Annotated in this window: 25 protein-coding genes; 15 read left to right on the top strand and 10 right to left on the bottom strand. The window is 62.2% G+C overall.

Annotation, left to right across the window (positions count from 1 at the left end; all coding sequences use genetic code 11):
- Positions 1–24: 24 nt before the first annotated feature.
- A complete protein-coding gene (locus J3P89_RS01495; protein ID WP_434571190.1) occupies positions 25–453 on the bottom strand; it encodes an NINE protein in 429 nt (142 codons plus the stop codon).
- 249 nt (positions 454–702) lie between these two features.
- Here J3P89_RS01495 and J3P89_RS01490 point away from each other — a divergent pair, with 249 nt between their 5' ends.
- On the top strand, positions 703–1,314 hold the full coding sequence (locus J3P89_RS01490) for a C40 family peptidase (RefSeq protein WP_305498175.1): 612 nt from the start codon (positions 703–705) through the stop codon (positions 1,312–1,314).
- A 152-nt stretch (positions 1,315–1,466) separates the two neighbouring features.
- On the opposite strand, the gene J3P89_RS01485 is transcribed toward J3P89_RS01490, so the two are convergent.
- Entirely contained in the window at positions 1,467–2,501 is a 1,035-nt protein-coding gene (locus tag J3P89_RS01485; protein WP_434571187.1) for a type IV pilus twitching motility protein PilT, read from the bottom strand.
- A gap of 55 nt (positions 2,502–2,556) precedes the next feature.
- Between J3P89_RS01485 and J3P89_RS01480 the strand changes: the two genes are divergently transcribed.
- The 9 genes from J3P89_RS01480 to J3P89_RS01440 all read left to right on the top strand — a co-directional run bounded on the left by J3P89_RS01480 (position 2,557) and on the right by J3P89_RS01440 (position 9,311).
- Complete coding sequence (locus tag J3P89_RS01480; protein WP_434696529.1) at positions 2,557–3,249, top strand: YggS family pyridoxal phosphate-dependent enzyme; 693 nt, start codon at positions 2,557–2,559, stop codon at positions 3,247–3,249.
- Positions 3,250–3,277: 28 nt separating this feature from the next.
- Positions 3,278–4,096, top strand: coding sequence for a pyrroline-5-carboxylate reductase (gene proC, locus J3P89_RS01475; protein ID WP_434571183.1), 819 nt, complete (start codon positions 3,278–3,280; stop codon positions 4,094–4,096).
- 10 nt (positions 4,097–4,106) lie between these two features.
- A complete protein-coding gene (locus J3P89_RS01470; RefSeq protein WP_434696528.1) occupies positions 4,107–4,697 on the top strand; it encodes a YggT family protein in 591 nt (196 codons plus the stop codon).
- Positions 4,698–4,951: 254 nt separating this feature from the next.
- On the top strand, positions 4,952–6,091 hold the full coding sequence (gene metX, locus J3P89_RS01465) for a homoserine O-succinyltransferase MetX (protein ID WP_434696527.1): 1,140 nt from the start codon (positions 4,952–4,954) through the stop codon (positions 6,089–6,091).
- 7 nt (positions 6,092–6,098) lie between these two features.
- Positions 6,099–6,719: a methionine biosynthesis protein MetW gene (gene metW, locus J3P89_RS01460; protein WP_305498166.1), complete on the top strand. Its 621-nt coding sequence runs from the start codon at positions 6,099–6,101 to the stop codon at positions 6,717–6,719.
- Positions 6,720–6,745: 26 nt separating this feature from the next.
- Complete coding sequence (locus J3P89_RS01455) at positions 6,746–7,180, top strand: DUF4426 domain-containing protein (protein WP_305498164.1); 435 nt, start codon at positions 6,746–6,748, stop codon at positions 7,178–7,180.
- Complete coding sequence (gene rdgB / locus J3P89_RS01450; protein WP_186612071.1) at positions 7,177–7,773, top strand: RdgB/HAM1 family non-canonical purine NTP pyrophosphatase; 597 nt, start codon at positions 7,177–7,179, stop codon at positions 7,771–7,773. Before J3P89_RS01455 ends, rdgB begins: the two co-directional genes overlap by 4 nt.
- Complete coding sequence (hemW, locus tag J3P89_RS01445) at positions 7,770–8,969, top strand: radical SAM family heme chaperone HemW (protein WP_434696526.1); 1,200 nt, start codon at positions 7,770–7,772, stop codon at positions 8,967–8,969. The genes rdgB and hemW overlap by 4 nt, the downstream gene beginning before the upstream one ends.
- Positions 8,970–8,987: 18 nt before the next feature.
- Positions 8,988–9,311, top strand: coding sequence for a DUF3392 domain-containing protein (locus tag J3P89_RS01440; RefSeq protein WP_014340681.1), 324 nt, complete (start codon positions 8,988–8,990; stop codon positions 9,309–9,311).
- A gap of 147 nt (positions 9,312–9,458) precedes the next feature.
- Here J3P89_RS01440 and trmB read toward each other — a convergent pair whose 3' ends face one another.
- From trmB to thiS, 3 genes are read right to left on the bottom strand one after another with little or no spacing between them, the layout of a single operon-like run.
- Positions 9,459–10,184: a tRNA (guanosine(46)-N7)-methyltransferase TrmB gene (gene trmB / locus J3P89_RS01435; RefSeq protein WP_434696524.1), complete on the bottom strand. Its 726-nt coding sequence runs from the start codon at positions 10,182–10,184 to the stop codon at positions 9,459–9,461.
- Positions 10,185–10,193: 9 nt separating this feature from the next.
- Entirely contained in the window at positions 10,194–10,988 is a 795-nt protein-coding gene (locus J3P89_RS01430) for a thiazole synthase (RefSeq protein WP_305498159.1), read from the bottom strand.
- 54 nt (positions 10,989–11,042) lie between these two features.
- The gene (thiS, locus tag J3P89_RS01425) at positions 11,043–11,243 is read right to left on the bottom strand and encodes a sulfur carrier protein ThiS (RefSeq protein ID WP_434696522.1); all 201 of its coding nucleotides are present in this window, start codon (positions 11,241–11,243) and stop codon (positions 11,043–11,045) included.
- A gap of 242 nt (positions 11,244–11,485) precedes the next feature.
- Here thiS and J3P89_RS01420 point away from each other — a divergent pair, with 242 nt between their 5' ends.
- Complete coding sequence (locus J3P89_RS01420; RefSeq protein WP_434696521.1) at positions 11,486–13,471, top strand: acyltransferase family protein; 1,986 nt, start codon at positions 11,486–11,488, stop codon at positions 13,469–13,471.
- Positions 13,472–13,474: 3 nt separating this feature from the next.
- On the opposite strand, the gene J3P89_RS01415 is transcribed toward J3P89_RS01420, so the two are convergent.
- A complete protein-coding gene (locus tag J3P89_RS01415) occupies positions 13,475–13,846 on the bottom strand; it encodes a DUF423 domain-containing protein (protein ID WP_434654952.1) in 372 nt (123 codons plus the stop codon).
- A gap of 73 nt (positions 13,847–13,919) precedes the next feature.
- On the opposite strand from J3P89_RS01415, the gene mtgA reads away from it, so the two are divergent.
- The gene (gene mtgA / locus J3P89_RS01410) at positions 13,920–14,642 is read left to right on the top strand and encodes a monofunctional biosynthetic peptidoglycan transglycosylase (RefSeq protein WP_434696520.1); all 723 of its coding nucleotides are present in this window, start codon (positions 13,920–13,922) and stop codon (positions 14,640–14,642) included.
- A 194-nt stretch (positions 14,643–14,836) separates the two neighbouring features.
- Here the strand turns inward: mtgA and rpoH are convergent, their stop codons facing one another.
- From rpoH to ftsY, 4 genes are all read right to left on the bottom strand, one after another.
- A complete protein-coding gene (gene rpoH, locus J3P89_RS01405; RefSeq protein WP_305498153.1) occupies positions 14,837–15,691 on the bottom strand; it encodes an RNA polymerase sigma factor RpoH in 855 nt (284 codons plus the stop codon).
- A 112-nt stretch (positions 15,692–15,803) separates the two neighbouring features.
- Positions 15,804–16,826, bottom strand: coding sequence for a permease-like cell division protein FtsX (ftsX, locus tag J3P89_RS01400; protein WP_305498152.1), 1,023 nt, complete (start codon positions 16,824–16,826; stop codon positions 15,804–15,806).
- Positions 16,823–17,494, bottom strand: coding sequence for a cell division ATP-binding protein FtsE (gene ftsE, locus J3P89_RS01395; protein ID WP_024778908.1), 672 nt, complete (start codon positions 17,492–17,494; stop codon positions 16,823–16,825). The genes ftsX and ftsE overlap by 4 nt, the downstream gene beginning before the upstream one ends.
- Complete coding sequence (gene ftsY / locus J3P89_RS01390; protein WP_434654949.1) at positions 17,491–18,924, bottom strand: signal recognition particle-docking protein FtsY; 1,434 nt, start codon at positions 18,922–18,924, stop codon at positions 17,491–17,493. The genes ftsE and ftsY overlap by 4 nt, the downstream gene beginning before the upstream one ends.
- Before the next feature lie 343 nt (positions 18,925–19,267).
- Here ftsY and J3P89_RS01385 point away from each other — a divergent pair, with 343 nt between their 5' ends.
- The 3 genes from J3P89_RS01385 to rsmD are packed head-to-tail and all read left to right on the top strand — an operon-like array spanning position 19,268 to position 22,717.
- Positions 19,268–20,623, top strand: coding sequence for a M16 family metallopeptidase (locus J3P89_RS01385; protein ID WP_434696519.1), 1,356 nt, complete (start codon positions 19,268–19,270; stop codon positions 20,621–20,623).
- The gene (locus J3P89_RS01380; RefSeq protein ID WP_434696518.1) at positions 20,616–22,106 is read left to right on the top strand and encodes a M16 family metallopeptidase; all 1,491 of its coding nucleotides are present in this window, start codon (positions 20,616–20,618) and stop codon (positions 22,104–22,106) included. The genes J3P89_RS01385 and J3P89_RS01380 overlap by 8 nt, the downstream gene beginning before the upstream one ends.
- On the top strand, positions 22,106–22,717 hold the full coding sequence (gene rsmD / locus J3P89_RS01375; RefSeq protein WP_434654940.1) for a 16S rRNA (guanine(966)-N(2))-methyltransferase RsmD: 612 nt from the start codon (positions 22,106–22,108) through the stop codon (positions 22,715–22,717). Before J3P89_RS01380 ends, rsmD begins: the two co-directional genes overlap by 1 nt.
- The last annotated feature ends 10 nt before the right edge of the window (positions 22,718–22,727 follow it).

The raw sequence follows: 22,727 nt of genomic DNA, 5'->3' as shown, positions 1-22,727 counted from the left end.
TGCAGGCACCTCGATCTGACTGTCTTACTGGAAAGCCCCACGCTTCTGCGCATTACGAATCGAGACCTGATCGTTCAGCGTCCAGAAGTCATACAGCACCCCTAGAAAAAACACCCCGCCAGTCAGCAGGTAGATGATCCCGCTGAGCCACTTGCCTTGATACATGCGATGCACGCCCAGCACCCCGAGAAACGTCAGCAGAATCCACGCCACGCTGTACTCGATCGGCCCTGGGGTAAAGCGCAGGTCGGCTTCGCGGTCCATGGCCGGGATCAGGAACAGGTCGATCAACCAACCGATGCCCAGCAGCCCGAAGGTGAAGAACCAGATCGTGCCGGTGACCGGCTTGCCGTAATAGAAACGGTGAGCGCCGGTAAAACCGAGAATCCACAGCAGATACCCGATGACTTTGCTGTGGGTATCGCGGATTGCGCCCTGTTGATAGCTGTTCATGAATGGTCTCTTTTGCCTCGATAGAAAAATTTGTTCGGATCTTTTGTGACTTTTACATGTCTCGCCGACAAGCGGTCATGAGCGACTCGCGTCGGGGAAACGCCCGGATTACGGGGACCCTGTCGGACAATCGGGTCAAATTGTCGCAATTATGCGGCGTTCACGCTGGGTTCCGGATCGACAAACGGCCTCGGAAAGGCGAAAAAAGCTGTTATAAAGTTGCGCGCTAACCTTTATGAGCCCTGCCTAATGCGTCCATTTTTCAAGACATGGCTGACCATTTGCCTATTATTGCCACTGGCCGCCCACGCCACCAATCGTGAGCAACGTCTTCCGAACATCAACGGCTATACGCCCAAATCCCACGTTTCTGCCCCATCGAGCAAAAACAGGCAAAGCGTCCAGCGTGTGAGTAACGCTCACAGCCGGCTGGTGCCGCCCATGGCGACCAAGACGACCAGCAATGTGCTGAGCCGCGCCGTGAATGTACTGGGCACACCTTACCGTTGGGGCGGCAGTAGCCCAAGTAAAGGTTTCGATTGCAGTGGCCTGGTGAAATACGCGTTCAATGACGCCACGTTCGACCTGCCGCGTACCTCCAATGCGATGGCTGCCGGCCATGGCGAGAAAGTCGAGCGCAAGGACCTCAAGCCCGGCGACCTGATTTTCTTCAAGCTCAAGAGCCGTCGGGTCAACCACGTGGCCATCTACCTGGGCAACGACCGCTTCATCCACGCCCCGCGCCGGGGCAAGTCGGTGACCATCGACACCCTGAACAAGCCGTACTGGAACACCCATTACGTGGTTGCCAAGCGCGTGCTGCCGAAAGAGCCGGGGGCGATGCGGGTCGTTCAGCGCTGATCACCGACCTTTGTGGCGAGGGAGCTTGCTCCCGCTGGGTGGCGCAGCCGCCCCAAACAGACCGATGATTTGTGTGGGGTCCAATCATTTTGGGTCCGCTTCGCGGCCCAGCGGGAGCAAGCTCCCTCGCCACAGAAGCGGCACATCCCTGTTTAGAAATTATCCGGCGTACGCGCCCGCTCTCGCGCGTGCTCGCGGCTGATCAGGCCCTTGCTCACCAGATCCTTCAGGCACATGTCCAGCGTCTGCATCCCCAGCGAGCCGCCGGTCTGGATGGATGAATACATCTGCGCGATCTTGTCTTCGCGGATCAGGTTGCGGATCGCCGAAGTGCCCAGCATGATTTCGTGCGCCGCGATGCGGCCGCCGCCAATCTTCTTGACCAGCGTCTGGGAAATTACCGCCTGAAGCGACTCCGACAGCATCGAGCGGACCATCGACTTCTCGTCGCCGGGAAACACGTCCACTACCCGGTCAATGGTCTTGGCCGCCGACGTGGTGTGCAGGGTGCCAAACACCAAGTGCCCGGTTTCGGCGGCGGTCAGCGCCAGCCGGATGGTCTCCAGGTCGCGCATCTCCCCCACCAGGATCACGTCCGGGTCCTCCCGCAGGGCCGAACGCAGCGCCGTGGAGAAACCCTGGGTATCGCGATGCACCTCACGCTGGTTGATCAGACACTTGCGCGGTTCATGCACGAATTCGATGGGGTCTTCGATGGTGAGGATGTGATGGTGCTTGTGGCTGTTCAGATAGTCGATCATGGCCGCCAGGGTGGTGGACTTGCCCGAGCCGGTCGGCCCGGTTACCAACACCAGCCCGCGAGGAACCTCGGTGATCTTGCGAAACACCTCGCCCATCCCCAGGTCTTCCATGGTCAGGACTTTTGAGGGAATAGTCCGGAACACTGCTCCCGCGCCCCGATTCTGGTTGAAGGCATTGACCCGAAATCGCGCCACGCCGGGTACATCGAAGGAAAAATCGGTTTCCAGAAACTTCTCGTAATCCACTCGTTGGCGGTCGTTCATGATGTCGTAGATCAGTTCATGAACCTGCTTGTGGTCCAGCGCCGGCAGGTTGATCCGCCGTACATCGCCGTCCACGCGGATCATCGGCGGCAGCCCGGCGGACAGGTGCAGGTCCGACGCCCCCTGTTTGGCGCTGAACGCCAGCAATTCAGTGATATCCATAGCGCTCCTCAATTCCAGTAGAATGCCGCGAACCTCAGACCGCTGGCCTCTCTTTATGACCACCATAGCAGACAACATTGCTCAGGTTAGATCGCGCATCCATGCCGCGGAGCAGGCCGCCCAGCGCCCAGGACACAGCGTCCAGCTGCTGGCGGTGAGCAAGACCAAGCCGGCCCAGGCCCTGCGCGAAGCCCATGCCGCAGGCCTGCGGGATTTCGGCGAGAACTACCTGCAGGAAGCGCTGGGCAAGCAGGCCGAACTGACCGACCTGCCCTTGATCTGGCACTTCATCGGCCCCATTCAATCGAACAAGACGCGCGCTATTGCCGAACATTTCGACTGGGTGCACTCCGTGGATCGCCTGAAAATTGCCCAACGCCTGTCCGAGCAGCGCCCGGCCGACCTGCCGCCGCTGAACATCTGCATCCAGGTCAACGTCAGCGGTGAAGCCAGCAAGTCCGGCTGCACGCCAGCGGACCTGCCCGCCCTCGCCAATGCCATCAGCACGCTGCCTCATCTCAAGTTGCGTGGGTTGATGGCGATTCCCGAACCAACCGACGATCGCGCCGAACAGGATGCAGCTTTCGCCAAGGTTCAACAGCTGCAAGCCAGCCTGGACCTGCCGCTGGACACGTTGTCCATGGGCATGAGCCATGACCTTGAATCCGCCATTGCCCAAGGCGCCACCTGGGTGCGCATCGGCACAGCGCTGTTTGGGGCGCGTGACTACGGCCAAGCGCCCAGCTGACTCACTTATCTCTTTATAAGGACCTGTCATGAGTAACACGCGTATTGCCTTCATCGGCGCCGGCAACATGGCCGCCAGCCTGATCGGCGGCCTGCGGGCCAAGGGCCTGGACGCATCCATGATCCGCGCCAGCGATCCGGGTGAAGAGACCCGCAAGCGGGTGAGCGCCGAGCACGGCGTCGAAACCTTCGCCGACAATGCCCAGGCCATCGAGGGTGTGGACGTCATCGTGCTGGCCGTCAAGCCGCAAGCAATGAAGTCCGTGTGCGAGGCACTTCGGCCGCACCTCAAGCCTCATCAATTGGTGGTGTCGATCGCCGCCGGCATTACCTGCGCCAGCATGAATAACTGGCTCGGCGCCCAGCCGATCGTGCGCTGCATGCCCAACACCCCGGCACTGCTGCGCCAGGGCGTCAGCGGCCTGTTCGCCACCGCACAGGTGAGCGCCGAACAACGCCAGCAGGCTGAACAGCTGCTGTCCGCCGTCGGCCTGGCGCTGTGGCTGGACACCGAGCAGCAACTGGACGCGGTCACCGCTGTCTCCGGCTCGGGCCCGGCGTATTTTTTCCTGCTGATCGAAGCCATGACCGCCGCCGGAGAAAAACTCGGTCTGAGCCGCGAGATCGCTGCCCAACTGACCTTGCAGACTGCTCTCGGCGCCGCTCACATGGCGGTGTCCAGCGATGTCGATGCAGCGGAATTGCGTCGCCGCGTGACCTCGCCGGCCGGCACCACCGAAGCGGCCATCAAATCATTCCAGGCCGGGGGCTTCGAAGCCCTGGTGGAAAAAGCACTCGGCGCCGCCGCGCACCGCTCGGCCGAAATGGCCGAACAACTGGGCCAATAAGGAGCCATTCATGATTGGATTGAACACTGCAGCGGTCTACGTCCTGCAAACCCTCGGCAGCCTGTACCTGCTGATCGTACTGATGCGCTTCGTGCTGCAACTGGTGCGCGCCAACTTTTACAACCCGCTGTGCCAGTTCATCGTCAAGGCGACCCAACCGCTGCTCAAGCCCCTGCGCCGGATCATCCCGAGCCTGTTCGGCCTGGACATGTCATCGCTGGTGCTGGCGATCCTCGTGCAACTGGCGCTGATGGCCCTGACTCTGCTGCTGACCTACGGCACCACCGGCAACCCGCTGCAACTGCTGATCTGGTCGCTCATTGGCGTCGCCGCGCTGTTTTTGAACATCTTCTTCTTTGCCATGATCATCAGTGTGATCCTGTCCTGGGTCGCGCCGGGCAGCCACAACCCGGGCGCCGAGCTGGTGAACCAGATCTGCGAGCCGGCCCTGGCGCCGTTCCGCCGCATCGTGCCGAACCTCGGCGGCCTGGATATCTCGCCGATACTGGCATTCATGGTGATCAAGCTGATCGACATGCTGGTAATCAACAACCTGGCGGCAATGACCATGATGCCGGAGATCTTGCGGGTGTTAATCTGACTTGCACCGCAACCGTGGCGAGGGAGCTTGCTCCCGCTGGGCTGCGTGAAGCAGCCCCAAACCAGGCGCCACCGTCTGCCAGACAGTCCCGGGCAGCGGTTTCAGGGCCGCTTCGCGCTGGAGCGCCAGCCCGGCCCAGCGGGAGCTTGCTCCCTCGCCACGGGATTAATCGGCGGTAATCTACCCCGCCCTTTGCTTGCCGCTAACCCCAGCGGTCTTTAGACTTACGCCTCATTTCAACGAGAGCAGGGTCGATGCCAGCTGCCTTTCCCCCCGATTCCGTTGGTCTGGTGACGCCGCAAATGGCGCATTTCAGCGAGCCCCTGGCCCTGGCCTGCGGTCGTTCGTTGCCAGCCTATGACCTGATCTACGAAACCTATGGCACCCTCAATGCCACGGCGAGCAATGCCGTGCTGATCTGCCACGCCCTGTCGGGGCATCACCACGCCGCCGGCTACCACAGCGTCGACGACCGCAAGCCCGGCTGGTGGGACAGCTGCATCGGACCGGGCAAGCCCATCGACACCAACCGGTTCTTCGTGGTCAGCCTCAATAACCTTGGCGGCTGCAACGGCTCCACCGGTCCCAGCAGTATCAACCCGGACACCGGCAAGCCGTTCGGCGCCGATTTCCCGGTGCTGACCGTGGAAGACTGGGTCCACAGCCAGGCGCGCCTGGCCGACCGCCTCGGTATCGCGCAATGGGCGGCGGTGATCGGCGGCAGCCTCGGCGGCATGCAGGCGCTGCAATGGACCATCACTTACCCGGACCGCGTGCGCCACTGCCTGGCGATCGCCTCGGCGCCCAAGCTGTCGGCGCAGAACATCGCATTCAACGAAGTGGCGCGCCAGGCGATCCTCACCGACCCCGAATTCCATGGCGGTTCGTTCCAGGAGCACGGCGTGATTCCCAAGCGCGGGCTGATGCTGGCGCGGATGGTCGGACACATCACCTACCTGTCCGATGATTCCATGGGCGAGAAATTCGGCCGCGGGCTCAAGAGCGAGAAGCTCAACTACGACTTCCACAGCGTCGAGTTCCAGGTGGAAAGCTACCTGCGCTACCAGGGCGAGGAGTTCTCCGGGCGCTTCGACGCCAACACCTACCTGCTGATGACCAAAGCGCTGGATTACTTCGATCCGGCGGCGAACTTCGACGATAACCTGGCGAAAACCTTCGCCAACGCCACCGCCAGGTTCTGCGTGATGTCGTTCACCACCGACTGGCGTTTCTCCCCGGCCCGCTCCCGGGAACTGGTGGACGCGCTGATGGCCGCGCGCAAGGACGTCTGCTACCTGGAAATCGACGCGCCCCAGGGCCACGACGCCTTTCTGATTCCGATCCCGCGCTACCTGCAGGCGTTCGGCAACTACATGAACCGTATTACGCTGTGAGGACGCCATGAGAGCCGATCTGGACATCATCCAGGAATGGATCCCCGCCGGCAGCCGCGTGCTCGACCTGGGCTGCGGCAACGGCGAACTGCTGACCTGGCTGCGCGACAACAAGCAAGTCACCGGCTACGGGCTGGAAAACGACCCGGACAACATCGCCGAGTGCGTGGCCAAGGGCATCAATGTCATCGAGCAGGACCTGGACAAGGGCCTGGGCAACTTCGCCAGCAACAGCTTCGACATCGTGGTCATGACCCAGGCCCTGCAAGCCGTGCATTATCCGGACAAGATCCTCGACGAAATGCTCCGTGTCGGCCGCCAGTGCATCATCACCTTCCCCAATTTCGGCCATTGGCGCTGCCGCTGGTACCTGGCGAGCAAGGGGCGGATGCCGGTCTCCGAATTCCTGCCGTACACCTGGTACAACACGCCGAACATCCATTTCTGCACCTTCGAAGACTTCGAAGAACTGTGCCGCGAACGCAAGGCCAAGGTCATCGATCGCCTGGCGGTGGACCAGCAGCACCGCCACGGGTGGGCCAGCAAGCTATGGCCTAATCTGTTAGGTGAAATAGGCATCTATCGGGTCAGCAGCCCGGGCCTCGCCGACCACAAGGTCGCGGTATAAGCACCGGCCTTTTTCAGGAGCACGACATGAAGCGTCTAGCGTTGTTCTTAATCACCACCTGCCTGAGCGTGGGCGCCATGGCTGCCGACGTCATCAAGGCCGAGCGCAAGGAAGTGTTCGGTGACGTGACCGTGCACTACAACACGTTCAATTCCACCTTCCTGACACCCGACATCGCCAAGGCCGCCGAGCTGATCCGCAGCAAGAACCAGGGCGTGATCAATGTCTCGGTGCTCAAGGGTGGCAAGCCACTGATCGCCCAGGTCAGCGGCACGGTGAAGGACCTGACCAGCAAGACAGTCACCCTCACCTTCCGCCAGGTTACCGAACCAGGCGCGATCTATTACATCGCCCAGTATCCGGTGGACCAGCAGGAAACCCGGACTTTCGAGATCAAGGTTCAGACCGGCGACAAGATCAACACCATCAACTTCAACCAGGAACTGTTCCCGGGCCAATGATGAACCTCACCCAACTCGTGCTGGCCAGCCACAACGCCGGCAAACTCAAGGAACTCCAGGCCATGCTCGGCGGATCGGTGCAACTGCGCTCGATCGGGGAATTCAGCCAGGTCGAGCCGGAAGAAACCGGCCTGTCGTTCGTCGAGAATGCCATCCTCAAGGCCCGCAATGCCGCGCGCATTTCCGGGCTGCCGGCGCTGGCCGATGACTCCGGTCTGGCGGTTGATTTCCTCGGCGGCGCGCCGGGCATCTACTCGGCCCGTTACGCCGATGGCAAAGGTGATGCGGCAAACAACGCCAAGCTGCTTGAAGCCCTCAAGGATGTGCCCGAGGCCGAACGCGGCGCACAGTTCGTCTGTGTGCTGGCCCTGGTGCGCCACGCCGACGACCCGTTGCCGATCCTCTGCGAAGGCTTGTGGCACGGGCGCATCCTTACCGAGGCCAGCGGCGAGCACGGCTTTGGCTATGACCCATTGTTCTGGGTACCCGAACGCAACTGTTCCAGCGCCGAGCTGGGGCCGGTGGAGAAAAATCAACTGAGCCACCGCGCCCGCGCCATGGCCCTGCTGCGTCAACGCCTGGGCCTGCAATGATCGACGACGCTCCCGCACCGCTGATTCATGGCGGTGTACAAACGCCCCGGGCCCCGCTACCGGAGCTGCCGCCCCTGGCGCTGTATATCCACATCCCGTGGTGCGTGCGCAAATGCCCGTATTGCGATTTCAACTCCCACACCGCAAGCCCGCAGTTGCCGGAAGAGGAGTATGTCGACGCTCTGCTGGCCGACCTCGACCAGGATCTGCACGCGGTTCATGGCCGGCCGTTGAGCTCGATCTTTTTTGGTGGCGGTACCCCGAGCTTGTTCAGCGCCCGGGCCCTGGGCCGATTGCTCAAGGGTGTCGAGGCGCGGATAGCGTTCGCCCACGACATTGAAATCACCCTGGAAGCCAACCCCGGCACGTTCGAGCAGGAAAAATTCGTCGCCTACCGGGCGTTGGGCATCAATCGCCTGTCCATCGGTATCCAGAGCTTCCAACAGGCCAAGCTTGAGGCCCTGGGGCGGATCCATAACGGTGACGAGGCGGTGCGCGCCGCCGGTATGGCTCGCCAGGCCGGCTTCGACAACTTCAACCTGGACCTGATGCATGGCCTACCCGACCAGTCTCTCGACGACGCTTTGAGCGACCTGCGCCAGGCCATCGCCTTGAAGCCAACCCACCTGTCCTGGTACCAACTGACGCTGGAGCCGAACACGGTGTTCTGGAACCAGCCGCCGACCTTGCCGGAAGACGATACGCTGTGGGACATCCAGGAAGCCGGGCAAGCGCTGCTCGCCGAGCATGGCTACGCCCAGTACGAAGTCTCGGCCTATGCCCAGCCCGGACGGGCGGCGCGACATAATCTCAACTATTGGAGCTTCGGCGACTTCATCGGTATCGGTGCCGGTGCCCACGGCAAGCTCAGCCATCCGGACGGGCGCATCGTACGCACCTGGAAGACCCGTTTGCCGAAGGATTATCTCAACCCGGCCAAGCGCTTCCTGGCCGGGGAAAAGAGCCTCGCCAACGAAGAGCTGCCTTTCGAGTTCCTGATGAACGCGCTGCGCCTCACTGAAGGCGTGCCGTCGCGGCTGTATCCGCAGCGCACCGGGCTGACCCTGGAAAGCCTGGCCGAAGGCCGGCGCGAAGCCGAACAAAGCGGGTTGTTACAGGTCGAACCGTCACGTCTGGCGGCGACCGAGCGCGGACAGCTGTTTCTCAACGACCTGCTGCAAAAATTTCTGAGCTGATCAAAACAAGGAAATCGAATGGATCTGGTACTCGACCTGCTCGCCACCGTGTCCCGCTGGAGCCGCAGCAACCTGTCGGAAATCTCCCTGGCACTGGTAGGCTGCCTGCTGGTGTTGTTTGGCGCTGACATCAAGGGCTGGGTCGAACAACGCCTGGGCAGCATCGCCGGCGCCTTGCGCGTCCCGCTGATCGCCCTGCTGTGCATGATCGGCAGCGGCGCCGCGCTGATCTACGCCACGCCGTGGATCGTCCGGGGCTTGAGCCAGTTCAACAACTACAGCCTCGCGCCGGTGTTGCTGGTGGTTTTGGTGCTGATCGGCGTCGTGGCGGATCGGCGCTGAACCCCGCCAACACTGCAAAATAAATGTGGGAGCGAGCCTGCTCGCGATGAGGCCATAACATTCAACATTATGGTTGACTGCCAGGCCGCCATCGCGAGCAAGCTCGCTCCCACAGGGGGTCCCATTTCACCATGGGTCTTCTAGTGTTTACGCCACCTTCTCGAACTTCAAATCCCAGACCCCATGCCCGAGCCGTTCGCCACGGCGTTCGAACTTGGTAATCGGCCGTTCCGCCGGACGCGGGACGTAGCGACCATCTTCGGCCAGGTTGCGGTAGCCCGGCGCGACGCTCATCACTTCCAGCATGTATTCGGCGTACGGCTCCCAGTCGGTGGCCATGTGCAGCACACCGCCGACCTTCAACTTGCTGCGCACCAGTTCAGCGAACGATGCCTGGACGATCCGGCGCTTGTGGTGGCGACTCTTGTGCCACGGGTCCGGGAAAAACAGCATCAGCCGGTCGAGACTGTTGTCGGCCACGCAGCGGTTGAGCACTTCGATGGCGTCGCAATCGTAGACCCGCAGGTTGGTCAGACCTTGGGTCAGTACGCCGTTGAGCAACGCACCGACACCCGGACGGTGCACTTCCACGCCGATGAAATCCTGGTCCGGCGCGGCCGCGGCCATTTCCAGCAGCGAATGGCCCATGCCGAAGCCGATTTCCAGCGAGCGTGGCGCCGAGCGGCCGAATACCTGGTCGAAGTCCACCGGCGCGTCGGCCAGCGGCAGGACATACAACGGCGCACCCTGCTCCAGGCCGCGTTGCTGGCCTTCAGTCATGCGCCCGGCGCGCATCACGAAACTCTTGATGCGGCGGTGCTGGCGCTCTTCGCCTTCTTCCGGCAGGACCGGCGTGTCGTTCGATTCAGTCATCAATGGCTCTTACTTGATCAGACCATCCAGCGGCGAGGATGCGCTGGCATAAAGTTTTTTCGGCATGCGCCCGGCCAGGTAGGCCAGGCGACCGGCAACGATGGCGTGTTTCATGGCTTCGGCCATCAGCACCGGCTGCTGGGCGTGGGCGATGGCGGAGTTCATCAGCACCGCTTCACAACCCAGTTCCATGGCGATGGTGGCATCGGAGGCGGTGCCGACACCGGCATCCACCAGCACCGGGATCTTCGCTTCTTCAAGGATGATCTGCAGATTGTACGGGTTGCAGATCCCCAGGCCCGTGCCGATCAGCCCGGCCAGCGGCATGACCGCGATGCAGCCGATTTCCGCCAGCTGACGAGCGATGATAGGGTCATCGCTGGTGTAGACCATCACGTCGAAACCTTCCTTGACCAGGGTTTCTGCGGCCTTGAGGGTTTCGATCACGTTGGGGAACAGGGTCTTCTGGTCCGCCAGCACTTCCAGCTTCACCAGGTTGTGACCGTCGAGCAGCTCACGGGCCAGGCGGCAGGTGCGCACAGCCTCGATGGCGTCGAAGCAACCGGCGGTGTTCGGCAGGATGGTGTAGCGATCCGGCGGCAGGATATCCAGCAGGTTCGGTTCGCCCGGATTCTGGCCAATGTTGGTCCGACGCACGGCGACGGTCACAATTTCGGCACCCGAAGCTTCAATGGCCTGGCGGGTCTCTTCCATGTCGCGGTACTTGCCGGTGCCTACCAGCAGACGCGACTGGTAAGTACGACCGGCCAGGACGAAGGGCTTGTCGCTACGAACGATGCTCATGGGAAATCCTCTGTTGGGGTGAGGTTCTTGCGAAATACTGCGAAGCCGGGGCGACTAACCACCACCGATGGCGTGGACCACTTCGACACTGTCGCCGTCGTTCAACGTGGTGTCGGCGTGCTGGCTGCGCGGAACGATATCCAGGTTGAGCTCCACCGCGACGCGGCGTCCGGTGAGTTCCAGACGGGTCAGCAGGGCCGCGACGGTTTCGCCGTCGGGCAGTTCAAGGGGTTCGCCGTTCAACTGAATGCGCATGCCGGATGCCGCCATCATTTTTAGGGGCTGGCATTCTAGCCCGATCAGTCTGGACGACCCAAGCCATTCGTCATGAAATGGACCAGCCGGTCAGCCCGGCCGCCAGGCGGCGTCCGTGCGAAGAGCCGTGGGCGTTTGAAGCCTCGGACTGATTCCGCAACAAATGCGCCGCCCAGGCAGCGCTGGTCCGGTCTATATTTCCGGTCCCGCATGGACGCATCTATCAAGCACAAGGAGGACCTGTGCCCAGCGTCCATACAATGCCAAACATCCCCGCTATCGATGGCCTGCGCGCCGTCGCTGTCCTGAGCGTGATCATTTTCCATGCCGATTTCCTGAAACTGCCCGGAGGTTTCACCGGGGTCGACATGTTCTTCGTCATCTCGGGCTACGTCATCAGCCAATCGTTATACACCCGCTCCGACATGAGCTTTTCGGCTTACCTGGCGGACTTCTACCGGCGACGCTTCCTGCGCATCGTCCCGGCCCTGCTGGTGGTTCTGGTGGCGTGCGCCCTGGTCTCGGCGATGTTCGTACCCCAGGCCTGGCTCAGTGCGCAGAATGATCAAACCGGACTGGCGGCCTACTTCGGCCTGAGCAACTTCACGCTGGCGTGGAACACCGACACCTACTTCTCGCCGGCCGCCCAGCTCAATCCCTATACCCACACCTGGACGCTGGCCGTCGAAGAGCAGTTCTACCTGGTTTTTCCCCTGGTCTACTTCGTCTGGCTGCGTTTTCGCCAACGGTACAGTCTCGCCTGGGCCTTGCTGCCCTTGCTCGCGCTGGCCTCGCTGGCATTCAGCGTGGTGCAGACAGAGCAAAGCCCTCTCGAAGCGTTTTACCTGTTACCCAGCCGATTCTGGGAGCTGGCATCCGGGGCGGTCCTCTTTCAACTGGTGGCCACAGGACGCTTGCAACTGACCTCTGCGGCGACGCCTGCCGTGCTGTTCGCTGGGCTCGCCCTGGTGTCAGGCGGGTTGATTTTCGCCGACGCGAAACACTTTCCGTTTCCCTGGGCCGTCCTGACCGTCGCTGGCACCCTGCTGACCCTGGCGGCCGTAGTCCAGAAAACCAATACCCCCTCGCTGCTGCTGCGTCTTTTGCAATCGACACCCGCCACCTATGTCGGTCGGTTGTCCTACTCGCTTTACCTTTGGCATTGGCCGGTGCTGGTGTTCCTGCGCTGGACCATTGGCCTGGAGCAACTCGCCATACAGCTGGCCTATCCCGTGATCGTCGCGGCACTCGCTGCCGCCTCCTATCACTGGGTCGAGACACCGCTGCGCACCGGCCGGTCGCTTTTTCAACGCCGCGCCTGGATCACCATTGCCTCATGCCTGGCGGCGCTCGGCCTGTCCTGGTCAGGTGCTCGCTGGATGAGTGAAAATCCTGAGGTACTGTCGCTGAGCCAGACCAGCGACACCTACACCTGGTTTTCCAGGAAATTACCGCAAGGACCGGCCAGCGAGCCGATCAGCGACCCATCGCTGCAAGGCCGCCAGCTGTTCGTGTTTGGCGATTCGCACGCGGCGGCATACCGCACCCTGCTGAGCCTCGTCTCGCGACAGCTGGGTATCAGCGTTGTGGAATACGAGCGCGGCGGCTGCGCGGTGGTCAGCCTCATGGCACCCGACCCACAAGGCGCCTGCACCCGAGCCAGGAATGAAGCCCTGCGTGACATCGAAGCGCGGGCAAAACCCGGCGATATCGTTTTCCTCGCCTCCCTGCGGATGCCGGAACTCGCAGGGCGCGACTGGGTACGTGGCGATGAAAGCGTGCTAAGCGAGGCCCTCGCCGAACTGTCCCCCGAGCAGGTCGACGGAGCCCGCCGCAGCGCAGAAGCAACGCTGAAGCGGCTTATGAATGCCGAGGTGCGGGTACTGATCGATGCCCCCATGCCGCTGTTCAAGGCGCCAGCCTACCGCTGCTCGGACTGGTTCAACCGGATGAATCCGATCTGCGCGCCTGGTTTCACCGTCGAGCGGAATCAGATCGAGCAGCTGCGAGCGCCACAAATGGCTTTGCTGAAGCATTTAACCCTTGAGTATCCGCTGCTTCGCGTCTGGGATCCGCTGCCGCTGCTGTGCCCAGGCTCCACTTGCTCGGCTTACGACGACGGTCAACCACTTTTCCGCGACGGCGATCACCTTAGCGGATACGGTAACCGCCTCCTCGCGCCATCGTTCATCCAGGTCCTGCTCAATGGCTGGAGGCGCGCGACGTGACCGTCAGGCCAGACGCCAGGCGGCAAGACCGAGGAAAAGCCAACCCAGCAGAAACGCCACACCACCGAACGGCGTGATGATGCCCAGCTTGCTGATGCCCGTGAGCGTCAACAGATACAGGCTGCCAGAGAACAACAGGATACCGATGACAAAGGAAATACCGGCCCAGGTGACGATACGCCCGGGAATGTGCGTGGCCAGCAATGCGACGCCGAACAGCGCCAGGGTGTGCACCAGTTGGTAGGTGACGCCAGTGTGGAAAATCGCCAGGTAATCGGCGCTCAGGCGGCTTTTCAGACCATGGGCGGCGAATGCTCCCAGCGCTACGCCGGTGAAACCGAAAAAAGCCGCCAGCATCAGAAAGCTACGCAACATGGGAACTCCAGTCAGACTCGGGGGACAGGGTCTGTATAATGGCCCGCTCGACGGGTTCGGCCAAGCCATCTCTATGCTGCGTATATTGTTTCGACGATTCGTTAAAGCCCTGCTCTGGTTCGCCGTCGGCAGCGTTGCGCTGGTGCTGCTGTTTCGCGTGGTACCGCCACCGTTCACCGCGCTGATGATCGAGCGCAAGGTGGAATCCTGGTTCGGTGGCGAGCCGATCGACCTGCAGCGCGACTGGCAGCCCTGGGACCAGATCTCCAATAACCTCAAGATTGCGGTGATTGCCGGCGAGGATCAGAAGTTTCCCGAGCACTGGGGCTTTGACATCGGCGCGATCCAGGCGGCGTTTGCCCATAACGGGCGCGGCGGCTCGATTCGCGGCGCCAGTACCCTCAGCCAGCAAGTCTCCAAGAACCTGTTCCTGTGGTCGGGCCGCAGCTGGCTGCGCAAAGGGCTGGAGGCGTGGTTCACCGCGCTGATCGAAGTGTTCTGGCCCAAGCAACGGATTCTCGAGGTGTACCTCAACAGTGTCGAGTGGGACGACGGCGTGTTCGGGGCTGAAGCGGCCGCGCGGCATCATTTTCGTGTAGGCGCCGGGGCCTTGTCCCGGCAACAGGCCAGCCTGCTGGCGGCGGTACTGCCCAACCCGCGGGTCTGGAGCGCCAGCCGGCCGAGCCCCTACATACTGCGACGCGCCAGCTGGATCCGGCAGCAGATGAGCCAGTTGGGCGGTGATGGTTATCTGCTGGAGCTTGACCGCGCGCGCCGCGCGCCGTGGGCTCGGTAGTCAAGAACGCTGAAGATCCACTGTGGGAGCGAGCCTGCTCGCGAATGCTGGGTATCAGAACAAAAATGTAGGCTGACACACCGCATTCGCGAGCAGGCTCGCTCCCACAATAGGGCGCATCGAGTCCAGCATCACACAAACAAAAACGCCCCGATCATCACTGGTCGGGGCGTTTTACATGCCGGTAACGCGAGTCAAGCCGCGATCGACACCTTGAGCTTGTTCATCGCACTTTTCTCAAGCTGGCGAATTCGCTCGGCCGACACGTTGTACTTCTGCGCCAGGTCGTGCAGCGTGGCTTTCTCTTCAGCCAGCCAGCGCTGATAAAGAATGTCACGGCTGCGCGCGTCCAGCACTTCCAGCGCTTCGTGCAGGTTGGTGTTGGAGTTGTCGCTCCAATCAGCGTCTTCCAGTTGACGCGCCGGGTCGTACCGGTGGTCTTCCAGGTAGTTGGCCGGCGATTGGAAAGCGCTGTCGTCGTCGGCCTCGGCGGCCGGGTCGAAGGCCATGTCATGGCCGGTCAGGCGGCTTTCCATCTCGCGCACTTCCCGGGGCTCAACGCCCAGGCTTTCAGCCACGCGATTGACTTCTTCGTTGTTCAGCCAGGCCAGACGTTTCTTCTGGCTGCGCAGGTTGAAGAACAGCTTGCGCTGGGCCTTGGTGGTCGCGACTTTCACGATGCGCCAGTTGCGCAGGATGAACTCGTGGATTTCCGCCTTGATCCAGTGCACGGCGAACGACACCAGCCGCACGCCCATTTCAGGGTTGAACCGCTTGACCGCCTTCATCAGGCCGACGTTGCCTTCCTGGATCAGGTCGGCCTGGGCCAGCCCGTAGCCGGAATAGCTGCGGGCGATATGTACGACAAAACGCAGGTGGGCGAGCACCATCTGCCGAGCCGCCTCAAGATCCTGCTCATAATAGAGACTCTCGGCCAGTTCACGCTCCTGCTCGGGCGTCAGCAATGGAATGCTGTTCACCGTGTGCACATAGGCCTCAAGGTTCGCACCCGGGACTAGAGCATAAGCAGGTTGCAAAGAAGTGGTCATACGAAAAAACCTCCGACTCACATAACTCGTGCAGTTCAGCACTGCGAAAATTGACCGGGAACCGTAGGACAAGTTCCCACAAAAACTGAAAGGTCAATACGCGCAAAAAATACTATTTTGGAGCAAGCTCACGCAGGTGGCGTGCTACCGCAATCCATGCACCGATATAACCCAACAGCACCGCGCCAAGCAAGAGCGACACGCCGTCGGCGACTGGCACACCGGCCAGTGAAAAATCACTGCCGTACAAACCGGCCAATCCCACTACCGCATCGTTCAGCCAATCCAGGCCGAACGCCAATACCCCCCAGGACAGGATCCCGGCACCGAAGCCATACAGCGCCCCCATGTAGAGGAAGGGCCTGCGAACATAACTGTCCGTACCGCCGACGAGTTTAATCACTTCTATCTCTGTGCGGCGGTTTTCAATATGAAGACGAATGGTATTGCCTATCACCAAAAGTAATGCAGAAACCAGAAGCACCGTCAGACCAAAGACAAACCGGTCGCCGAGCTTGAGTATCGCCGCAAGACGCTCGACCCAGACTAGATCAAGTTGGGCCTGTTGTACCTTGGGCAATTCCGAAAGTCTTTGTCTTAATGCTTCAAGGGTGGGCTTGTCGACCTCGTTCGGGGTCACCAGCACCACGCCCGGCAGCGGGTTTTCCGGGAGTTCCTTGAGGGCCTCGCCCAGGCCGGACTGCTGCTGGAACTCTTCGAGCGCCTGCTCGCGCCCGACGTATTCGGCGTCGGCTACGCCCGGCATGGCCTTGATCTGCTCACGCAACGCCTGGCCTTCGCCTGGTGTCGCGTCCAGTTGCAGATAAAGGGAAATCTGCGCCGCGCGCTGCCAGGAGCCGCCCAGGCGCTCGACATTATTAAGCAGTAATGACAGGCCCATGGGCAGGCTCAGGGCCACGGCCATCACCATGCAGGTAAAGAAGCTGCCGATGGGCTGCTTGCCCAGGCGCCGCAGGCTGTCGACCAGGCTGGCGCGATGGCTTTCGATCCAGGCGTGCAGCAGCGTGGCGAAATCCGGGCCGTCGTCATCGTCGCGTTTCTTTTTCTGCGGCTGCGGGTCGGAGGCCTTGGGAGCCACGCGCTCGGCCACTTTCGGACTACGGGTTGCGCTCATACACCCGCCTCCCCGTCGCCGATCAGTCGACCACGCTGCAAGGTGAGCATGCGATGACGCATACGTGCGATCAGCGCCAGGTCGTGACTGGCGATCAGCACGCTGGTGCCCAAACGGTTGATATCTTCGAATACGCCCATGATTTCCGCCGCCAGTCGCGGGTCGAGGTTACCGGTGGGTTCATCCGCCAGCAGCAAGGCCGGGCGGTGGACGATCGCGCGGGCGATACCGACGCGCTGTTGCTGGCCGGTGGACAGGTCGCCCGGATACAGGTCGGTCTTGTCCGAAAGCGCTACACGCTCCAGTGCCGAGTCCACGCGCTTGTTGATCTCGGCCTTGGACAGCCCGAGGATCTGCAACGGCAGCGCCACGTTGTTGAACACTGTGCGATCGAACAGCAATTGGTGGTTCTGGAACACCACACCGATCTGCCGTCGCAGGTAGGGAATCTGGGCATTGCTGATGGTGCTCAGGTCCTGGCCGGCCAGCAGCAGCTTGCCGGTGGTGGGCCGTTCCATCGCCAGCAGCAGGCGCAGCAAAGTACTTTTACCGGCGCCGGAATGGCCGGTGACAAACAGAAACTCGCCCCGACGGACCCGAAAGCTCAGCTCATGCAGGCCGACGTGACCGTTCGGATAGCGTTTACCGACCTGTTCGAAACGAATCATGAATGCTCCCGCTCGGCAAACAGTGCCTGGACAAAAGGCTCGGCTTCAAAGGTGCGCAAGTCGTCGATGCCTTCGCCCACGCCGATGTAACGAATCGGCAAGCCGAATTGCTTGGCCAGGGCGAAGATCACCCCGCCCTTGGCGGTGCCGTCCAGCTTGGTCAGGGCCAGCCCGGTCAGTTCGACGGTCTGGTTGAACTGTTTGGCCTGGTTGATGGCGTTCTGGCCGGTGCCAGCATCCAGCACCAGCAGCACCTCGTGAGGCGCCTCGGCGTCGAGCTTGCCGATGACCCGGCGGACCTTCTTCAATTCTTCCATCAGGTTGTCTTTGGTGTGCAGGCGACCGGCCGTGTCGGCGATCAACACGTCGATGCCACGGGCCTTGGCGGCCTGCACGGCGTCGAAAATCACCGAGGCGGAGTCCGCACCCGTGTGCTGGGCAATGACCGGGATCTTGTTGCGCTCACCCCACACCTGCAACTGTTCTACCGCGGCGGCGCGGAAGGTGTCGCCAGCGGCGAGCATGACTTTTTTGCCTTCGAGCTGAAGCTTCTTCGCCAGTTTGCCGATGGTGGTGGTCTTGCCGGCGCCGTTGACGCCGACGACCAGGATCACGAACGGCTTGTTCTGCGAAGCAATCACCAGCGGTTTTTCTACCGGCTTGAGCAGGCTGGTCAGTTCGCCTTGCAGGGATTTGTACAACGCGTCGGCATCGGTGAGCTGCTTGCGGGCGACCTTCTGGGTCAGGCTCTGGATGATGACGGAAGTGGCCTCGACGCCGACATCGGCGGTCAGCAGGCGGGTCTCGATGTCTTCCAGCAATTCGTCATCGATGACCTTCTTGCCGAGGAACAGGCTGGCCATGCCTTCGCCAATGCTGGCGCTGGTCTTGGACAGGCCCTGCTTGAGGCGGGCGAAGAAGCCGACTTTGTTTTCTTCGGCGCTGCGCGGCGGCTCGACCAGAGCCGGAACCTCAGCTGTTATAGCCTCTGGCTCAGGGGCGGGCTCGGGGGTGGCAGGCGCAACGACAACCGGTGTCTCGGTAATGGGCGCCTCGACCGGTTGCGTCGATGCCGGAATCGGTGGGGTGACATGCGCAGCCTGCTCATCTTCGACCAGCGCGACCGGTTCTTCGGCCACGGGCAAGGTCAGCCAGGGCGTTTGCCCGGCGGGCGGGGTCAGTGGCTGCTCGGCAACCGGCTCGGCGGCAACCTCAGGCTCGACCGGCTGCAGCACCGGTTCGGCAATCGGCAGGACGATCGGCGCGGTCTCTTCTACCGCGGTCTCGGCCACAGTCTCGGCGGCCGGCTCAGGCGGCAGTTGCGGCTGCTCGACGACGGTTTCCTGCGGCTTCTTGCGCAGCCATCCGAACAGGCCTTTTTTCTCGCCAGCCGCAGCTGGGGTCTTCTTGTCGTCGTTGGAACCAAACATGGAGGACGGCTATCTCACGGTAGCGACGCGCCAGGCAGGCGCCTCGGTGATAAATATTCGATGCTGAACAGACTGCGTTTCATCCAGCTTGTTCACGCGCAACATTTTGTAGAGTTGTCTCGCGGACAACTCAAGTCGCTTTTTTCGAAGGACTGGTGGGACATTTTCGGCGAAAACATCGGGAACAGCAGATAAACCCGAGGCTTCTTCCGCAAATCCAAACAGCCTCGCGCCGATAAAAGGCCCGATAGGCGTGGCCGCCAGTAAAACGGATCAGTATCCTAGCACCTCCTCGCCCGCCGAGGCTAAGGCCAAGCGGGCAGTCCAACAGGTTTAAACACGAATGAATGCTCTTGCCCGCCGCGCCGCTGGCCTGCTGCTCAGCACAGTTTGTCTGCCCTTTTCCGCCCTTGCTGCCGACCCGCAACCCACCCATGAATTTACCCTCGACAACGGTTTGAAGGTCGTCGTGCGCGAGGATCACCGGGCTCCGGTGGTCGTTTCCCAGGTCTGGTACAAGGTGGGCTCCAGCTATGAAACGCCGGGCCAGACCGGCCTGTCTCACGCCCTGGAACACATGATGTTCAAGGGCAGCGAAAAAGTCGGTCCCGGCGAAGCGTCGTTGATCCTGCGCGACCTTGGCGCCGAGGAGAACGCTTTCACCAGCGATGACTTCACCGCCTATTACCAGGTACTGGCCCGGGATCGCCTGGGCGTGGCCTTCGAGCTTGAAGCCGATCGCATGGCCAGCCTGCGCTTGCCGCCGGAGGAGTTCAGTCGCGAGATCGAGGTCATCAAGGAAGAGCGCCGCATGCGCACCGATGACAAGCCCATGTCCAAGGCCTACGAGCGATTCAAGGCCATGGCCTACCCGGCCAGCGGCTACCACACGCCGACCATCGGCTGGATGGCCGACCTGGACCGGATGAAGGTCGAGGAGCTGCGCCACTGGTACGAATCCTGGTATGCACCGAACAATGCGACCCTGGTAGTTGTCGGCGACGTGACACCAGACGAGGTCAAGACCCTGGCCCAGCGCTATTTCGGCCCGATTGCCCGGCGCGCCGTGCCGGCGGCGAAAATCCCGCTGGAGCTGGCCGAACCCGGTGAGCGCAAGATCGCCCTGCATGTACAGACCCAACTGCCGAGCGTCATGCTGGCGTTCAACGTGCCGAGCATCGCCACGGCCACCGACAAAGTCCCGGTCAACGCCTTGCGGCTGATTTCCGCGCTGCTGGATGGCGGTTACAGCGGCCGGATCCCGGCCCAGCTGGAGCGCGGCGAAGAATTGGTGTCCGGCGGCTCGTCGAACTACGACGCCTACACCCGTGGCGATACCCTGTTCACCCTGTCGGCGACACCCAACACGCAGAAAAACAAGACCCTCGCCGAGGCCGAAGCCGGCCTGTGGCGCTTGCTCGAACAACTGAAGACCACCGCTCCCACCGCCGAGGAACTGGAGCGCGTCCGCGCCCAGGTGATCGCCGGCCTGGTGTATGAGCGCGACTCCATCACCAGCCAGGCCACCGCCATCGGCCAGCTGGAAACGGTCGGCCTGTCCTGGAAGCTGATGGACACCGAGCTGGCCGAACTGCAAAGCGTGACCCCGCAGGATATCCAGAAGGCAGCCCAGTTGTATTTCACCCGCTCGCGCCTGAGCGTCGCGCACATCCTGCCCGAGGAGAAAGCTCATGAGTGAGCGCAAATCACCGCGCCTGGTGCTGATCGGCCTGGTATTGATCGCCGTGGTCGGCGCGCTGACCTTTTACCTGTCGCCATCGACCAGCTCCAACGCCAGCCAGGCACTGGACAACGCCAAGTCCGGCAACAAGCTGCAATCGCTGGCTGAACTGGACGGCAAGGCGCCCAGCCATCGCCAGCTCGACGTGCAGACCTGGAAAACCGCCGACGGCGCCAAGGTGCTGTTCGTCGAAGCTCGCGAATTACCGATGTTCGACCTGCGCCTGACCTTCGCCGCCGGCAGCAGCCAGGACGGCGACGCACCGGGCCTGGCGCAGTTGACCAACGCGATGCTTAATGAAGGCGTGGCCGGCAAGGACGTCAGTGCCATTGCCGAAGGCTTTGAAAGCCTCGGCGCCGATTTTGGCAACGGCGCCTTCCGGGACATGGCCGTGGCTTCGCTGCGCAGTCTCAGCGCAGCCGACAAGCGCGAGCCGGCGCTGAAGCTGTTTGTCGAAGTTGTCGGCCAACCGACCTTCCCCGCCGACTCCTTCGCGCGCATCAAGAACCAGATGCTCGCCGGTTTCGAGTACCAGAAGCAGAACCCCGGCAAACTGGCAGGCCTGGAACTGATGAAGCGCCTGTACGGCGACCATCCGTATGCGCACTCCAGCGACGGCACCGCACAGAGCATCCCGCCGATTACCCTGGCCCAGGCCCGGGCCTTTCATGCCAAGGCCTATGCCGCCGGCAACGCGGTGATCGCCCTGGTGGGGGACCTGTCCCGTGCCGAGGCCGAAGCCATTGCCAACCAGATATCCGCCGCACTGCCCAAGGGCCAAGCCCTGGCGAAAACGCCGCCACCGGTGGAGCCGAAAGCGAGCGTCCACCATATCGAGTTCCCCTCCAAGCAGACCAACCTGATGCTCGCGCAACTGGGCGTCGACCGCGACGATCCGGACTATGCCGCCGTGTCCATGGGCAACCAGATCCTCGGCGGCGGTGGCTTCGGCACGCGGCTGATGACCGAGGTCCGGGAAAAACGCGGCCTGACCTATGGCGTCTATTCCGGCTTCACGGCGATGCAGGCTCGCGGCCCGTTCATGATCAGTCTGCAGACCCGTGCCGAGATGAGCGAAGGCACGTTGAAGCTGGTACAGGATGTGTTCGCCGATTATCTCAAGAACGGCCCGACCCAGAAGGAGCTCGACGACGCCAAGCGCGAGCTGGCCGGCAGCTTCCCGCTGTCGACCGCGAGTAACGCCGACATCGTCGGTCAGCTCGGCGCCATGGGCTTTTATGACTTGCCGCTGAGCTACCTGGAGGATTTCATGCGCCAGTCCCAGGCGCTGACGGTCGAGCAAGTCAGGACCGCGCTGAACAAACACCTGAGCACGGACAAGATGGTCATCGTCACCGCTGGCCCGACCGTGCCGCAAAAGCCGTTGCCGGCCCCCACTGACAAACCTGCCGAGCAGCCGCTCGGGGTTCCGGAGCATTAATGGCCCGTCCATCCAATTCCAGCAAGAAACCCGCGCACAACGGGGTTAACCAGTTGCGCATCATCGGCGGTGAGTGGCGCAGCCGGCGCTTGAGCTTCCCCGATGCCCCGGGCCTGCGGCCGACGCCGGACCGGGTGCGCGAAACCCTGTTCAACTGGCTCGCGCCGTATGTAGCGGGTGCCCGGGTACTCGACCCGTTCGCCGGCAGTGGCGCGCTGTTTCTCGAGGCCTTGTCCCGTGGCGCCGCCATGGGCCAGGCGCTGGACGCCAGCAGCCTGGCGGTCTCGAGCCTGAAAGAACACCTGGGCACGCTGCGTTGCACCGTCGGCCAGGTGCAGACGGCGGATGCGCTACGCTATCTCGACAGCCAGCCCGCGACACCTTTCGACCTGGTGTTCCTCGACCCGCCGTTCAACCAGAACCTGTTGCCGGCCGTCTGCGCGTTGCTTGAGGAACGGCAATGGCTGGCCGACGATGCCTGGGTCTACACTGAAAGCGAGACCGCCCCTTCGACCCTGGGCTTGCCGGCCAATTGGCGCCTGCATCGCGAGCAGAGATCCGGGCGGGTGTATTACGCATTGTGGCAACGTACGGCAGAGGCCGTTGGCTGAACCGCTGACC

It is taken from the genome of Pseudomonas sp. Z1-14 (assembly GCF_051132005.1).
Taxonomy (GTDB): Bacteria; Pseudomonadota; Gammaproteobacteria; order Pseudomonadales; family Pseudomonadaceae; genus Aquipseudomonas.
The sequence above is the reverse complement of the archived record's forward strand: the minus strand, read 5'-3'. Positions and strand labels throughout refer to the sequence as shown.